The following is a 14,490-nucleotide window of genomic DNA, read 5'->3' as shown; positions in this document are numbered from 1 at the left end:
TAATGCCCACAAGGCTGACTACTGGAGAAGTGACTCATGAGAAAACTGATTGTTGCAGCAAGCGTCGCCCTGGCCATGATGGCCGGTGTCGCCCACGCCCAGGAACGTAACCTTCGCATCGCCTTCGACGTGCCCTATGAGCCGTTTGAATACAAGGATGAAAACGGCGAGCTGACCGGTTTTGAAGTGGAACTGGCCGAAGCCATGTGTGAAGAGATGAACGCCAACTGCGAATTCGTCATCCAGGCATGGGACGGTATGATTCCGGGCCTGCTGGCGCGCAAGTTCGACCTGATCATGTCCTCCATGTCCATTACGCCCGAGCGTGCTGAGCGTGTGCTGTTCTCCGAGCCGTACTACAACACTCCGGGTGGCTGGTTCGGCCCCGAGAGCTTCAACACCGACGTCACTGACATGGCCGCCATGGAAGGAATGACCGTTGGCGTACAGCGCGGCACCACCATGGACACCTTTGTGACCGAAGAAATGGGTGGCGTTGTGACCATCAAGCGCTACACCACCGCTGACGACATGGTCCTTGACCTGGAAGGCCAGCGCCTGGACGTGGTCTTTGTGGACTACCCGGTTGGCGAGCAGACCGTCCTGAGCAAGGATGGCTTCAAGGAAGTTGGCGAGCCGGTCAAACTCGGCCAGGGCGTGGGCGTTGCCATGCGCAAGCGTGACGAGGAGCTGGCGCAGGAAGTCAACGAGGCGCTTGCCACCCTGAAGGAAGATGGTACCTACAACACCATCATGGACAAGTACTTCGCTTACGACATCAAGATGTAAAAATGGCCGGGGGGCAGCGTTTGTTGCTGCCCCCGCTTACCGGATGTACCCATGATTGACTTGAAAGGCTACGGCCCGGCCCTGCTGGAAGGGGCTGTGGTCACCATTGAACTGGCCTTCTTTTCCCTTGCTCTCGCGCTGGTTCTGGGGCTGATTGGCGCTTCCGCCAAACTGTCCAAAAGCCGGGTAGCTATTGGGATTGCGACCACGTATACCACCCTGATCCGTGGCGTACCGGATCTGGTCATGATGCTGCTGTTTTATTATGGCGGCCAGGTCGCGGTTAATAACCTGTCGGATTACCTCTACGACGCCTACGACATAGACTTCTTCTTCCAGTTTGACCCTTTTATCTCCGGCGTCATCACCATTGGCCTGATCTTCGGTGCCTACATGGCGGAGACGTTCCGTGGCGCCTTTCTCGCCGTGGAGAGCGGACAGATTGAGGCGGCCCGTGCCTACGGTTTCAGCCGCTGGCGCACGTTTCACCGAATCATATTGCCGCAGATGCTGCGCCATGCCCTTCCTGGCATCGGCAATAACTGGCAAGTACTGCTCAAAACCACCGCACTGGTCTCCATCATCGGTCTGACCGATATGGTGCGGGTCGCCGAAGAAGCCGCCAAGGCCGAGCGCATGCCGTTCCATTTCTTTATTCCGGTGGCGTTTGTTTACCTCAGCCTGACAGCCGGTTCCGAGCTGTTTATCAAGTGGCTCAACAAGCGCGCCAATATTGGCGTGGTACAGGGGAGCTGAACCATGCCTGAATTTCTTGCTGAACTGCTTAACCAGAACGATATCTTCACCGCCCCCACCATCATGGAATACTGGGGCGGGCTGGTCACCACTGTTCAACTGGTATTTCTGTCGCTGATCCTGGGCCTGCTGGTTGCTGTTCCCCTGGCGATCATGCGCACCTCGAAGAACCCACTGATCAACGGCCCGGTCTGGTTCTATACCTATATTTTCCGGGGCACACCGTTGTTGATCCAGCTGTACATCATTTACTACGGCCTGGCCCAGATAGAGGGTATCCAGCAAACCTTCTGGTGGGACATCTTCCGTGAAGCTTTCTACCCGGCCCTGCTGGCGTTCACACTGAATACCGCCGCCTACACCACGGAGATCATCCGTGGTGCCATTGTAGCCACACCCAGTGGGGAGATTGAGGCGGCAAAGGCCTATGGCATGAGCTGGGCACTGCGGATGCGCCGGATTATCCTGCCGAGCGCGGCGAGGCGGGGTGTGCAGGCATACTCCAACGAAGTCATTTTCATGCTTCACGCCAGTGCCATTGCCAGCGTGGTGACCCTGGTGGACCTGACCGGGGCGGCGCGGAACATTTATTCCCGATTCTACGCCCCCTTTGATGCATTTATCTTTGTGGCGCTGCTCTACATGGTTTTGACGTTTATGTTGGTGTTCGCCTTCCGCAAGCTGGAAAACTATCTGTTGCAACATCAACGGCCGGTGAGTGGCTGACAAATCCACAGTGCAGGGAAGTCCGGAGCGCAGCTGAAATGATTTTTGGTCCTGGCCTTGATTGGCTTTCTCACACGCTCACGCGAACAGAGCACGCAACATCGGAAAAGATCGTTGTTCTGGACGACGGCACGGGGTTGCAGCTGCAGGACTCCGGGCTCCTCTATCTGGAACCCCCTACTGGTCGAGCCAACCCCAACAATGAATCACTGATTGTTTCCGCTGGCATCCATGGGAATGAAACCGCGCCCATTGAGGTTCTGAACCATCTGTTGAATGAACTGATCGACGGCCAATGGCAACTGGCCTGCCCGGCGCTGTTGATACTTGGCAACCCAATGGCGATGGATGCTGGCCAGCGCTTTATTGACGTGAACCTCAACCGCCTGTTCGGTGGCGCCCACCGTAAACCGGAATACCGGAACTTTCCCGAGGCAGAGCGGGCCCGGTTGCTGGAGGACGCCTGCAGAGCCTTCGCCACCAAACACTCTGCCAATGTGTGCCACTACGACCTGCACACCGCCATTCGCCCGTCACTGCGGGAGAAGTTCGCACTCTATCCGTTTGTGGAGGGACGGGACATTCCGGATGGGCAGATTGATTTCCTGCTGGAGGCAGAGGTGGAAACCCTGCTATTGCAGCATCGTGAAGGCACCACCTTTGCCTCGTTTTCCTCGTCCGAACTGGGAGCAGAAAGCTTCACTGTGGAACTTGGCAAGGTACGGCCTTTCGGGCAGAACGACCTCAGCCGCTTCACGGGCATTGCCAATGCCTTGCGGCGCCGACTGAAAGGCGAGGAACCGCCGAAAAGGGACAAGGGGGCAGCACCGATAACAGTGTTTGAAGTGGTGCATGAAATCCTGAACACCGGCGACAGCTTCCAATTCCACGTGCCAGACGACGTCGCCAACTTCACCATGTACGACCCGGGCACGGTCATCTGGGAAGACAGTAACACCCGCTACACGGTAGGCGACACACCCGAAGGCATTGTGTTCCCGAACCGCGACGTACCCGTTGGCCAGCGGGTAGGCCTGATGATCAGACCCACCCGCTAGCGTCAGGCCGGAGCGTTCTCTGGCTCTGCCACCTTGCAGCTGATCACGTGGGTGCAGACCGACGGTACCACCAGTAACGTCAGTACCGTAGAGGCCAGCAGGCCCGAGATAATGGCCCAGGCCATTGGTGGCCACAGGGTGGAGCTGGAGAACGCCAACGGCAACAAGCCGGCAACGGTGGTCGCAGTGGTCAGCAGGATAGGCCGTGTGCGCTGCTCCACCGCCTTACGAACCGCATCCCGAATATCATCCCCCTTCTCCAACTGTCGATCCATCACATCCAGCAGTACGATGGCATTGTTCACCACTATTCCCACCAGGGCGATGACGCCCAGCAGCGACTGGAAACCAAACGGCGAGCCGGAGAATACCAACCCCGGGAAGATACCCACAGTGGCCAGTGGCACGGTCAGCAGGATAATGCCGACACGCCGGAAGGAATTGAACTGAATAAGCAGGAAGAACAGCAGCAACAGCACACCAATAGGCGCCGTGGTCAGCAAGGCGTTGTTGGCATCGCCGGAGCCCTCAGCGTCACCGCCCATGTCCAGCCGTGTGCCCGGGGGCAAGGGGTTTTCCGCAAGCCTTGCTTCCAGTCCTTCCAGGACCTGACTGAAGCTGTAACCTGCCATCAGGTTCGACCAGACGGTGTTCATTCGGGTGCCATTACGCTGGAACAGGGCTGCCGATTGCCAGGAGGTTTCCACCGAGGCAATAGCGGAGAGAGGCACCGCGTCGCCCCGATCGTTGTAGATATTCACCGACAACAAGCGTGGCAATGACAGGCTGGTGCCTTCCCGGGAACGCAACACCAGGGGAATCGGATCCTCCTCCTGGCGATACTGTTCAGCCACCACACCAAAGCTCTGACCATAGAGGCTTTGGGCAACATCGGCACGGTTCAGGCCGTAACGGGCCGCGCTGGCATCGTCCACATTGATGGCAATGCTCGGTACGCCGATATCCAGGTTGTGGCGCACATCTACTGTGCCCTTAACGCTGCGTAGCGCCGAGAACACCTGTTCCACGGCACGCGCGCGGGTGTCGTCGTTGGCATGATAAACCCGCACTTCCACCGGCGCTGCCCGTGGCGGCCCCTGCCCCAAGATTCCCGCCGTTAGCTGCAACTCCGGCATTTCGTGCCCAGCGTAGTCGCGAATCCACTGTACCAGGCCGGTGGTGTCTTCCAGGGTGGGCGTTGATACCACGATTCGCCCGCGGTTCGGCGCCTGGGGCTCGCGCTGCAGATTGTAATAGAAGCTGGGGCCGGTAAAACCAACAAACCGATGCACCTCCAGGGCCTCCGGTCGGGTGCGGATCGCACGCTCAAGGTCGGCCGCCACACTGGACGTGCGCTCCTGGTCCGTGCCTTCGGGCATGTAAAGCTCAACCACCACCTGGGGACGATCCGCGTTGGGGAAAAACTGCTGTTTCATGAATGGCGTGAGTGACAGGCTGAACACCACCAGCGCCGTACCCGCAAGGATCAAAGTGCCCGGACGCCTCGCCACCAGGGCGCCGAGAAAACGAGAAAGCCCAACCAGCTTGTCTTCGCGCGCGTCTGTCTTGCGGGGTTTCAGGAAGCGGGCCGCCAGCAGTGGTACAGCGGACACAGCCAGCAGGTAACTGACGGAGAGGGTGAGCATGATCATCACCGGCACACCACGGGTGAAATCCGCCGTCCCACCCTTGGACAGCAACAACGGCATGAACGCCGCAATGGTAGTACCCGTGGAGGCTCCCAACGGCCCCGCCAGCTCTTTTACAGATTGCTTCAGGGCGTCCAACCGTCGCATGCCGTCATCTAGGTATCCCTGGATGCTCTCGACAATCACAATGGCATTGTCGATCAGGATACCGAGGGAAATCACCATGCCGATGACAGCAATCTGGTGCAGTACACCACCCCCCAAGTCATAAAGGCCGATACTGATCAACGCCACCATCGGCAGGATCGACGCCACCAGCAACCCCATGCGGATTCCCATACCGGTGAACACCACGGCCACAATGATGATAACGGACATCACCAGGCTCCAGGCCAGGTTGTCGAGCCGCTCTTCCACCTTATCGGGCTGAAAGAACATCTCCCGGATGTCGTAAGGAGCGAACTCGTCACGGATCGTCGATAGCCGTTCCCGCACACGTTCGCCAAACCGAATGGCGTCGGTACTGCCCTCCTCCATGATCATGGAAACCAGCACCACCCGTTCACCGTCGTACCAGGCTTCCGGTTGCCGGGGCTCCGCTGGGCCACGCCAGACTTCAGCAGCCGCGGCGAGGGGCACCTGGGAGCCGTCCGGCAGTTCAATGGGCGTCGCGCGAATGGCATCCACACTGGTGAATTCGCTGTTTGGCAACACCGACAGACGACGACCGTCGGCGATAACAAAACCGCCCGGCGTGGTCTGGTTGCGGCGCGCCAACGTGTCCAGCACGCGCGCGGGGGAAATGCCCAGCCGGTACATAGCTGCGTCGTCCAGCGCCAGGGTGATCTGTTCGTCCGCGTCACCCTCCAGTTCAATACGGGACACGCCGGAAATGTCCGCCAGATTCTGTTTCAGGCGCTCTGACACGTCGCTCAGTTCGGTAACCGAACCAGAACCGCTGACCGCAAGAATAATGGCAGGAATATCAATCAGGCGGTCGTCCAGCACCATCTGGCCGACGTCATCGGGAAAATCCAGGCGCGCCCGATCCATGGCCTGGCGGACACGATCCCAGGCGGAATCGGTATCGTAGATGGTGTCATTCAGGCGCACGTTGAAAATCGCCACACCGGTGCGGGCAGTGGCCTGGGTGTAATCGACCTCCTCCACCTGGCGCAACTCGTCCGACAATGGCTGCAGTACCAACCGCTCAACGGCTTCGGCGCTGGCGCCTGGGTAGTTGATGCTAATCAGACCGGCGCGATAGGGAAATGAAGGATCTTCCTGGCGCGGCATGGTGCTGTAGGCCGCAATCCCCAGGAGGCACAGCATGGTCACCACCATGCCCAGCAAGCGTTGAAAGTTCAGCAGGCGCAGTGACATCAGCGCACCTCCACGGCATCACCGTCGGAAATACGGGTCATGCCGGCAAAGACCACCTGATCACCAGCGCTAAGATCGGAGGCATCCACCACTACACGCTCACCGATAATCCGCTGCACCGTCACCGGCACACGGCGGGCAACGCCATCGGAAATGCGGAACACGCTGGCGCCTCCGTTGGATTTCATCACCGACAACAACGGCACCGTCGTGGCCACGGTTTCACGGGGCGTAATACCCACTTCCACCGGCTCCCCGGGTTCGAGGGTATCTGCCGGCAGGCTGACCAATACCGGATGGAGCTCGCCGCGAACACCTCCGGGCTGGGCAATTTCCACAATGGAGCCGGTGACTGGCGCACGGTTGCGATCCTGCACCGACCAGACCGGCAGCAGTTGCGACAGCGACACATGGTTGAGCATGTACGCCGGTACCCGCACTTCCACTTCGCGTCCCTCCGGGGACGACAGACGCATCACCGGCTGGCCGGAGGCCACAAACTCATCCCGCTCCACCAGCAAGGCTTCAACCCGGCCGTCGAACGGCGCCCTCAGTTCACTCTCTCGCAGTAAGCGTGTGGCCTCGGCAAGAGATGCTTCGGCCGTTGCCATACTGGCTTTCAGGCTGTCCCGCCGGGAAGCCAGTTGCTCAAGTCCCTGCTCCGAAACGACCCCGCGCTCGTGCAGTTGACGGGAGCGTTCCCATTCCCGTTTGGCCTGATCATATTGGGTTCTCAGTTCGTCCAGCCGGGCGGCTGCGGAATCCCGCGCCGGTTCCAGTGCAGGGTTATATACCCGCGCCAGCAGGTCACCGGTCTTGACGGTCTGCCCCAGTTCAACCGCGCGTTCTCGAAGGGTGCCGCTCACCTGGAACGTCAGCGTTGCCCGCTGGGCCGCCCGGACGATACCGGAAAAGCGCAGCGAAACGCCCTCCGTCTGGCCGCCCGTCACCTCGGCAGCACGCACTGTTACCGGGGCAGCACCCTGTTCAGGCGCCGGTTCACTGGATTTACAGGCGCTGACAAGGAGGCTTGCAGCGGCCAAGAGGGAAACGATGGCGGAGCGCCGGGCGATGTTCATTGAGAAGTCCTCTCTTCCATGGTCACGGTGTTTTTCATCATCCATCCGGTGGACAAAAGTTCATTATCAGACATAATGTCATTCTTTGACAATTTGTCAATAATCGGATTTCATCCCTAACCATGTATCATGAGATGGCAGTCTCCATTACCCGGAACCCCCTATGAGTGAGCCGTTAAAAACCCGTAGAGAGAAAGAGAAGCAGGCCAGGTACGACAGCATTCTGGATGCTGCGGAACTGGTGTTTTCGGAGAAGGGCTACGAGCGCACATCCATGGACGACATCGCGCGCACGGCCGCGCTCAGCCGTGCATTGCTGTACGTGTACTTCAAGGACAAGGCGGCGATCCAGCGCGGCATCATGCTTCGTGCCGGCCACAGCCTTTGCCGCCGCTTCGAGGAGGCTCGCCAGACGGCGGACACCGGGCTGGCTCAGATATCCGCCATGGGAGTGGCCTATTACAACTTCTACCGCGAGCAGCCGGATTACTTCTCCGCACTGACAACAGCCTCCACGACGATGGCAGACGCAGATGATGAGCTGGCAGGCGAGATGTTTGGCTGCAAGGCAGAAACCATGGAGCTGATGGTCGGTGCGATACACCTGGGGCTGGAAGACGGCACCATGAACCGCGAGCGTATCCACAATCCAGTTGAAACCGCGCTCTACCTCCGTGGCGCCCTCCATGGCGTCATCATGCTATGCCAGAGCGAAATAACTGAGAGCGACCTTGAGGACAACTTTTCTGAGGAATCACTGATCCGTCATACTATGGAGATGCTGACGTCCTCTATCTCGTCCTGAGAAAAGAGGACGATAACCGGATTAGAGCTGAAAATCGTAGATAGACCCAAGCCCAAGAATCCCGGTCAGCTCATCCAGAGCCTTACGGACTTCGTCAAGCAGCATCGGGTCGCCCAGATCCTCCTGCGACAACTCCTCCCGGTAATGCGCCTCGACCCAGGTAGTCAGGCGTTCATACAGGGAGTCGGTTAGCAATACGCCGTGGTGCATGGCCTTGAGTTCGTCGTCGTTCAGTACCACCCGCAAACGCAAACATGCCGGCCCGCCACCGTTGCGCATGGACTGTTTGACGTCAAAGACCTCCACCGACGTAATCGGCCCCGAGTCGTTCACCAACTCGTCCAGATAGCGGCTGACCGACGCAATTTCACGGCATTCACCCGGCACCGCCAGCATCATGCCATCAGGCGTATTCAGCAACTGACTGTTGAACAGGTAGGAGGCCACAGCATCCTCCAGTGGCACCTGCTCACTGGTGACACGAACAGCTTCCAGTTCCGCACCTGTCAGGCGCGAGCGGATATCAGCCAGCACGGTTTCTTCATCCAGAAACGCCAGCTCGTGGTAGAACAGGGCGTTGCCATTACCGACGGCGATAACGTCGTTGTGGAACACCCCGGCATCAATCGCGGCCGGGTTTTGCTGGGCGAACACCACATGGCTGTCTTTCAGGCCATGCAGGCGGGCGATGGCCTGGGAGGCCTCCAGTGTCTGGCGTGCAGGATACAGCTTCGGGGCCGGGGCCTGTTCGTTGAAGGCGATCTGGCCGTAAACGAACAGTTCAACGCCCGGCTCACCATACCCGCCGCACAGACGGGTGTGGTTGGCGGCGCCTTCGTCACCAAACTGGCTGACCGACGGCAGCGCCGGATGGTGTGCAAACCAGGCGTCGTCCGCGAAGATGGATTTCAGTGCCCGGCCGGTGACCACATGCTCAATAGAGCGATGGAACTTGGCGCTTAGGTTCGCCGGCGTAAAATGTACGCGGTGATCGGAGGTATCCGCACTCGGCGAAACCGTAGCGGCATTGGCCGTCCACATGGTAGACGCCGACGAGGCAGCAGCCAGGATAGACGGGCTCTGTTTGGCGGCCGCGCTGAGAACGTCGCGGTCCGAACCGGTAAACCCCAATGCCCGCAAGGTCGGAATATGCGGGCGTTCATGGGGCGGCAGAACACCCTGGACAAAACCGCGATCCGCCAGACGCTTCATTTTCGCCAGTCCCTGCAGGGCGGCTTCCTTCGGATTGGACACCGAGCGAACGTTGGACTTGGACGCCACATTGCCCCACGAAAGCCCGGCGTAGTTATGGGTAGGCCCTACCAGGCCATCAAAATTGGCTTCTACTGCGTGCTTGGCCATGACTCGTCTTCCGTCAGTCGAAATTTAACCCGGGTGCCAGGCTGTCCGGCACTTCGCTCTTCTTCGCCTCCAGTGAGGCCATCGGCCAGGCACAGTAATCGGCGGCGTAGTAGGCACTGGGGCGATGGTTGCCGCTGGCCCCGACACCACCGAACGGCGCGGCACTGCTGGCGCCCGTCAACGGCCGGTTCCAGTTGACGATGCCCGCGCGCACTTCGTCCGTCAGTCGCTCGTAGAGTTTGTGGTCATCGGTCAGGATGCCCGCAGAGAGTCCATAGCGGGTGTTGTTCGCAAGCTCCAGGGCCTCGTCAAAGCTTTTGTAGCGGTAAACTGTCAGCAACGGTCCGAAGAATTCCTCATCCACCAGGTCCAGGCCGGTTGCGTCCACAATGCCCGGTGACAACAGGCCGGTGCCTTCCCGCAGACTCTGCATCTCCAGTAGCAATTGCCCACCCTTCGTCACCAGGCTGTTCTGAGCCGCCAACAGCTTGTCGGCCGCTTCTTTCGAAATTACCGACCCCATGAACGGTTGCGGCTCCGCATCGAAATCGCCCACGGTGATGCGGCTGACCACTTCAACAAAGCGCTCCAGAAACTGGTCGCCCTTGGTACCCTTTGGTACCAGTAAACGACGTGCGCAGGTGCAACGCTGACCCGCTGACAAGAAGGCGGACTGGAGGGCGTGATGCACCGCGCCATCCAGGTCATGCACATTCTGGACGATCAGCGGATTGTTGCCGCCCATCTCCAGCGCCAGGATCTTCTCGGGCTGACCACCAAACTGCTTGTGCAGCAGGTGCCCTACCGTGGAACTGCCGGTGAAGAACAGCCCGTCAACGCCCGGATGCGACGACAGGGATTTACCGGTCGGCATTGCCCCCTGCACAAGATTGATGACGCCGGGAGGAAGGCCGGCCTTTTCCCACAACTTCACGGTCAGCTCGGCGACACCGGGGGTCAGTTCACTGGGTTTGAACACCACGGTGTTGCCCGCCAGCAACGCCGGCACGATATGCCCGTTGGGCAGGTGCCCGGGGAAATTATAGGGGCCGAACACCGCCACCACGCCATGGGGGCGATGCCGTAATACAGCATGGCCGCCAGCAACGTCGGATTCGGAGTGGCCGGTGCGGTCGTGATAGGCGGCAACGGAGATTCCGATCTTGCCTATCATCGCTGCCACTTCGGTGCGGGACTCCCACAGGGGCTTTCCGGTTTCCGAGCCGATCTGGTGCGCCAGCTCTTCCTTGTGTTCCTCCAGCAGCGTGCCAAACTTTTCCACCAGGGCCTGGCGCTCACTGAATGGGCGCTTGCGCCAGTGGATAAACGCTGAACGGGCTTCACGCACGGCGGCGTCCACGTCTTCAATGCTGGCGCTGACGCCATCCCAGACCGTCTCTCCGGTGACCGGCTGGAGGGATTCGAAAAAGTCGCCATGGCCTTCCAGCCAGAGTCCATCAATAAAGAGTTGACCTGTCAGGTTTGCCATTGTCATTACCTCCTTCCGGTATCTTTCAAAGGGGCCAGCCGCACGAGGTCTCCGGATTCTACTTCCAGCGCCTCGGCCACATCGGCCGGAATACTGACAGTATCGAGTCCTATGCACTCGGCCGGTATGGTGGTTACCCGAAAGTCCCGGAACGAGCGGTTGGATATCATTACCTGTTGCTCCGCCGGGACATCCGTCACCTGCGGCTTCTTACGGATCATAACGTGGCGGTTTATACCTTCGCGCACGGTACGAATACTGTGAATAAAAGCCTCAACCGCCGGGCCACCATCGAAGATGTCCACCATGCCATTGAAGTTGAAGCCTTCCGCCTGCAGCATTTTCAGCGCCGGCGCGGTGTTTTCATGCACGCGACCAATCACGGCCCGTGCAGCGTCCGGTAACATCGGCAGGTAGATGGGGTATTTGGGCATCAGTTCAGCAATGAACGATTTATTGCCAAGGCCCGACAACATGTCTGCCTCACTAAACTCCATGTCAAAAAACTTGCTCCCAAGAGCATCCCACAGCGGGCTCTGGCCGTTGCTGTCGGACACTCCCCGCATTTCAGCGAAGACTTTTTCGGAGAAATGCGAGCGGAAGTCGTCCAGGAACATGAATCGGCAGCGGGACAACAGCAGGCCGGTGCCACCGCCCCGATGGGAGCTCGAAAGCAGCAGAGAGCACACCTCTGTGGTACCGGTCATGTCATTGGACAGGTGCAGCGTCGGGGTGCGCACATGCACGTCCAGCTCGCGGGACGCATTCACCGTCACGCTCAGTCGGTAATTATAGAACACTTCATCCAGGCCCACTCGCGCCTGTATGCCGCTGATGCCCACACACTGTTTGAGCTCGGTATCCTCGAGAGCGAACAGGTACAAGCCAGCCTCTGGTGCGCAGCGCTGGTTGAAGGTTTCCTGCGCATGCTGGATCTTCCTTGCCAGCAGTGCCCTATCCGCGGGCAATGTCGTCAGTCCCTTTCCGGCGCCCTGGGCCATGGCGTACAGGGCGTCGAGGTCGTTCTCCTGCAAGGGTCGGATTACCAGCATTCCGGCCTCCTGTCTGTGCTTGCTGTGCTTGCCCTGTTCATAATGGTGTCACCCGTACCGTGTTACCGGAGCTCAGGCCCAGGTATTCCCAGGTTTTCGGCGACACTTTCACTTGGTCCTGCAGGCTCTCCGCGAGCGGGGTCAGTGTGCTACGAAAATCCCCGCCCTCACCACCACAAATCAGGCAGGTTTCGCCATCGTCAGTATGGGCGGCATGCAGGGTTTTCGGATGACTGGTCACAACAGACCTGAGCGCATCGGTGCGAGCTTCCAGTACCGGCCCGGCATCGAAGATATCGAGATAGCATCCCGCCCGGAACCCTTCGCGCTGAAGTAACTCGTACGTCGCCTGGGTTTGTGAGTGAGGCTGCCCTAGCGCATCCTGAGCGGCTTGGCTGAGCAGCGTGACGTAGATCGGGTTGGGTGGCATCAGTTCTGCAATAAAGGTTTTGCTCAACAACCCGGAATATTGGTCCGCGGTTTCAAAATCCATATTAAAGAAATGCCGCCCCAGACTGTCCCAGAACGGCACCTCGCCGTCTTCCGTCTGCACACCCTGTATCTCCACAACCACCTTATCCGTGAACAGCGAGCGATGGCTGGCGATAAACAGCATCCTGGCACGGGACAGCAGCTCGAAGGCGTCAGTACCACGCAGCTCCGGCCTGATGGCGAAGGAGCACAACAGCGTGTGGTCGGTCAGCGCATGGGATGGGTACAGAACCTCCACCCGGCGCGAAACGCCCAGCTCATGGGAGGCATGGATAAGTGCGTCCTGACGGTAATTGTAGAACGGCTGCCCATTACCCGCCCGGGCATCGATACCCGATACGCCCTGCACCTTACCTGTACGGGTGTCTTCCAGTACGAACAGGAACCGCTTGGGTTCGTCGGGTTTGTTTGTGCCGGTAAAGGAGCGGGTGGATTGATCAATCTTGGTGGACAGTGCGTCCTCTTTTTTGGGCAGGGTGGATGACATCCGGGGGCCCTGGCCCCCGGCGATGTCGAGTATGTCGTTCAGGTCACCCGGCTGAGCCGGACGTACCAGCCACATAGGCGGCTCCTGTCATCATGCTTGTGGTTACTGTCGCGGATTAACGTCTGCTACTGACCACAAACCTTTTTCACACCAGCTTCAAACCGCGCCAGCGCTTCATCAATATCAGGCTCTGGAACGATCAGTGACGGCGCCAGACGCACGACATTCGGGCCGGCAATCAGCACCATCACACCTTCGTTCAGGCCGGCATTGAGAAACTCCTTCGCCTTGCCTTTCCACTCTTCCGTCAGTACACAGCCGAGCAGCAAGCCAGAACCACGAACCTCGCTGAAGATGCCGTAGCGCTCACCAATGTCCATCATCCCCTTCCGCAGGCGCTCCGAACGCGCCGCAACGCCCTTGAGGATATCCGGCTGGCTCACCGTATCAATTACCCGCTGGGCAACAGCACACGCCAGGGCGTTGCCGCCATAAGTACTGCCATGGGTACCGATACCCAGGCTTTTCGCTACCTTCTCCGTGGTCAACATGGCCGCCACCGGGAAGCCACCGCCAAGCCCCTTGGCCGTGGACAGGATATCCGGCGTTACGCCATACATCTGGTAGGCATAGAGGTGCCCGGTACGGCCTACGCCGGACTGAACTTCATCGAACACCAACAAGGCATCGTTTTCGTCACAGAGCTGGCGCAGGCCTTTGAGGAATTCAGGATCGCCGGGCATGACGCCACCTTCGCCCTGAATAGGCTCTACCACCACCGCACAGGTCTTGTCCTTGGAGATCAGTTTCCGGACCGACTCAAGATCGTTGAAATCGGCGTGATGAATGCCTCCTGGCGCAGGCTCAAAACCTTCAAGGTACTTGGGCTGACCACCGACGCTGACCGTAAACAGGGTGCGGCCGTGGAACGAGCTCTTGAAGGAGATGATTTCATTTTTTTCCGCGCCGAAATGTTCCCAGGCATAGCGACGGGCCAGCTTGAACGCGGCTTCGTTAGCCTCGCCACCGGAATTGGCAAAGAACACACGCTCGGCAAAGGTCAGATCACACAGGGTCTTGGCCAACCGCAGGGCGGGCTCGTTGGTCATGACATTGGACAGGTGCCAGATTTTCTCGGCCTGCTCCATCAGCGCGCCCACAAGGCCGGGGTGATTATGACCGAGGCAGGTCACCGCAATACCACCCGCCAGGTCGATGTACTCCTTACCCTCCTGATCCCAAACGTGGGAGCCTTCACCCTTGACGGGAATCACAGACCCGGGTGCATAGTTGGGGACCATTACCTCATCGAATAACTCACGGCTGACAGGTTCTCTGTTCATCGGTGTCTCTCAAACAAAAC

12 protein-coding genes are annotated in these 14,490 nt (G+C 59.2%); 5 read left to right on the top strand and 7 right to left on the bottom strand.

Going from position 1 to position 14,490, the window contains the following annotated elements; translation table 11 throughout:
- The first annotated feature begins 36 nt into the window (after nt 1-36).
- Genes JJO78_RS17125 through astE form a run of 4 tightly spaced genes read left to right on the top strand, consistent with a single transcriptional unit; the run spans nt 37 to nt 3,329 of the window.
- On the top strand, nt 37-789 hold the full coding sequence (locus tag JJO78_RS17125) for a transporter substrate-binding domain-containing protein (RefSeq protein WP_036208715.1): 753 nt from the start codon (nt 37-39) through the stop codon (nt 787-789).
- Nucleotides 790-840: 51 nt separating this feature from the next.
- The gene (locus tag JJO78_RS17120) at nt 841-1,545 is read left to right on the top strand and encodes an ABC transporter permease (protein ID WP_036208713.1); all 705 of its coding nucleotides are present in this window, start codon (nt 841-843) and stop codon (nt 1,543-1,545) included.
- Nucleotides 1,546-1,548: 3 nt separating this feature from the next.
- Nucleotides 1,549-2,271 carry an ABC transporter permease gene (locus tag JJO78_RS17115; protein WP_075194359.1) on the top strand — a complete coding sequence of 241 codons (723 nt, stop codon included), beginning with the start codon at nt 1,549-1,551 and terminating at the stop codon, nt 2,269-2,271.
- Between the two features lie 38 nt (nt 2,272-2,309).
- Nucleotides 2,310-3,329 (top strand): succinylglutamate desuccinylase, encoded by a 1,020-nt coding sequence (gene astE, locus JJO78_RS17110; RefSeq protein WP_273624219.1) that lies wholly within the window; start codon nt 2,310-2,312, stop codon nt 3,327-3,329.
- A 2-nt stretch (nt 3,330-3,331) separates the two neighbouring features.
- Here the strand turns inward: astE and JJO78_RS17105 are convergent, their stop codons facing one another.
- The gene (locus tag JJO78_RS17105; RefSeq protein WP_273624217.1) at nt 3,332-6,361 is read right to left on the bottom strand and encodes an efflux RND transporter permease subunit; all 3,030 of its coding nucleotides are present in this window, start codon (nt 6,359-6,361) and stop codon (nt 3,332-3,334) included.
- Nucleotides 6,361-7,440, bottom strand: coding sequence for an efflux RND transporter periplasmic adaptor subunit (locus tag JJO78_RS17100; protein ID WP_228210130.1), 1,080 nt, complete (start codon nt 7,438-7,440; stop codon nt 6,361-6,363). The genes JJO78_RS17105 and JJO78_RS17100 overlap by 1 nt, the downstream gene beginning before the upstream one ends.
- 163 nt (nt 7,441-7,603) lie before the next feature.
- Here JJO78_RS17100 and JJO78_RS17095 point away from each other — a divergent pair, with 163 nt between their 5' ends.
- Nucleotides 7,604-8,245 (top strand): TetR/AcrR family transcriptional regulator, encoded by a 642-nt coding sequence (locus tag JJO78_RS17095; protein ID WP_273624213.1) that lies wholly within the window; start codon nt 7,604-7,606, stop codon nt 8,243-8,245.
- A gap of 21 nt (nt 8,246-8,266) precedes the next feature.
- Here JJO78_RS17095 and astB read toward each other — a convergent pair whose 3' ends face one another.
- Genes astB through JJO78_RS17070 form a run of 5 tightly spaced genes read right to left on the bottom strand, consistent with a single transcriptional unit; the run spans nt 8,267 to nt 14,470 of the window.
- Nucleotides 8,267-9,607 (bottom strand): N-succinylarginine dihydrolase, encoded by a 1,341-nt coding sequence (astB, locus tag JJO78_RS17090; RefSeq protein WP_085679136.1) that lies wholly within the window; start codon nt 9,605-9,607, stop codon nt 8,267-8,269.
- Between the two features lie 13 nt (nt 9,608-9,620).
- The gene (astD, locus tag JJO78_RS17085) at nt 9,621-11,096 is read right to left on the bottom strand and encodes a succinylglutamate-semialdehyde dehydrogenase (RefSeq protein WP_273624211.1); all 1,476 of its coding nucleotides are present in this window, start codon (nt 11,094-11,096) and stop codon (nt 9,621-9,623) included.
- 5 nt (nt 11,097-11,101) lie between these two features.
- Entirely contained in the window at nt 11,102-12,148 is a 1,047-nt protein-coding gene (astA, locus tag JJO78_RS17080; RefSeq protein ID WP_085679134.1) for an arginine N-succinyltransferase, read from the bottom strand.
- A 37-nt stretch (nt 12,149-12,185) separates the two neighbouring features.
- On the bottom strand, nt 12,186-13,202 hold the full coding sequence (locus JJO78_RS17075) for an arginine N-succinyltransferase (protein WP_085679131.1): 1,017 nt from the start codon (nt 13,200-13,202) through the stop codon (nt 12,186-12,188).
- A gap of 50 nt (nt 13,203-13,252) precedes the next feature.
- Nucleotides 13,253-14,470 (bottom strand): aspartate aminotransferase family protein, encoded by a 1,218-nt coding sequence (locus JJO78_RS17070; protein WP_085679127.1) that lies wholly within the window; start codon nt 14,468-14,470, stop codon nt 13,253-13,255.
- Between the last annotated feature and the right edge of the window lie 20 nt (nt 14,471-14,490).

The organism is Marinobacter sp. DS40M6, assembly GCF_028581595.1.
In the GTDB taxonomy this organism is placed as follows: Bacteria; Pseudomonadota; Gammaproteobacteria; order Pseudomonadales; family Oleiphilaceae; genus Marinobacter; species Marinobacter salarius.
Note: the sequence above shows the minus strand (reverse complement) of the source record. Positions and strands in the feature narration are given on the sequence as shown.

Coding starts and splice junctions, on each gene's coding strand:
- JJO78_RS17125 (WP_036208715.1), top strand. CDS start 37: ATGAGAAAACTGATTGTTGCAGCAAGCGTCGCCCTGGCCATGATGGCC.
- JJO78_RS17120 (WP_036208713.1), top strand. CDS start 841: ATGATTGACTTGAAAGGCTACGGCCCGGCCCTGCTGGAAGGGGCTGTG.
- JJO78_RS17115 (WP_075194359.1), top strand. CDS start 1,549: ATGCCTGAATTTCTTGCTGAACTGCTTAACCAGAACGATATCTTCACC.
- astE (WP_273624219.1), top strand. CDS start 2,310: ATGATTTTTGGTCCTGGCCTTGATTGGCTTTCTCACACGCTCACGCGA.
- JJO78_RS17105 (WP_273624217.1), bottom strand. CDS start 6,361: ATGTCACTGCGCCTGCTGAACTTTCAACGCTTGCTGGGCATGGTGGTG.
- JJO78_RS17100 (WP_228210130.1), bottom strand. CDS start 7,440: ATGAACATCGCCCGGCGCTCCGCCATCGTTTCCCTCTTGGCCGCTGCA.
- JJO78_RS17095 (WP_273624213.1), top strand. CDS start 7,604: ATGAGTGAGCCGTTAAAAACCCGTAGAGAGAAAGAGAAGCAGGCCAGG.
- astB (WP_085679136.1), bottom strand. CDS start 9,607: ATGGCCAAGCACGCAGTAGAAGCCAATTTTGATGGCCTGGTAGGGCCT.
- astD (WP_273624211.1), bottom strand. CDS start 11,096: ATGGCAAACCTGACAGGTCAACTCTTTATTGATGGACTCTGGCTGGAA.
- astA (WP_085679134.1), bottom strand. CDS start 12,148: ATGCTGGTAATCCGACCCTTGCAGGAGAACGACCTCGACGCCCTGTAC.
- JJO78_RS17075 (WP_085679131.1), bottom strand. CDS start 13,202: ATGTGGCTGGTACGTCCGGCTCAGCCGGGTGACCTGAACGACATACTC.
- JJO78_RS17070 (WP_085679127.1), bottom strand. CDS start 14,470: ATGAACAGAGAACCTGTCAGCCGTGAGTTATTCGATGAGGTAATGGTC.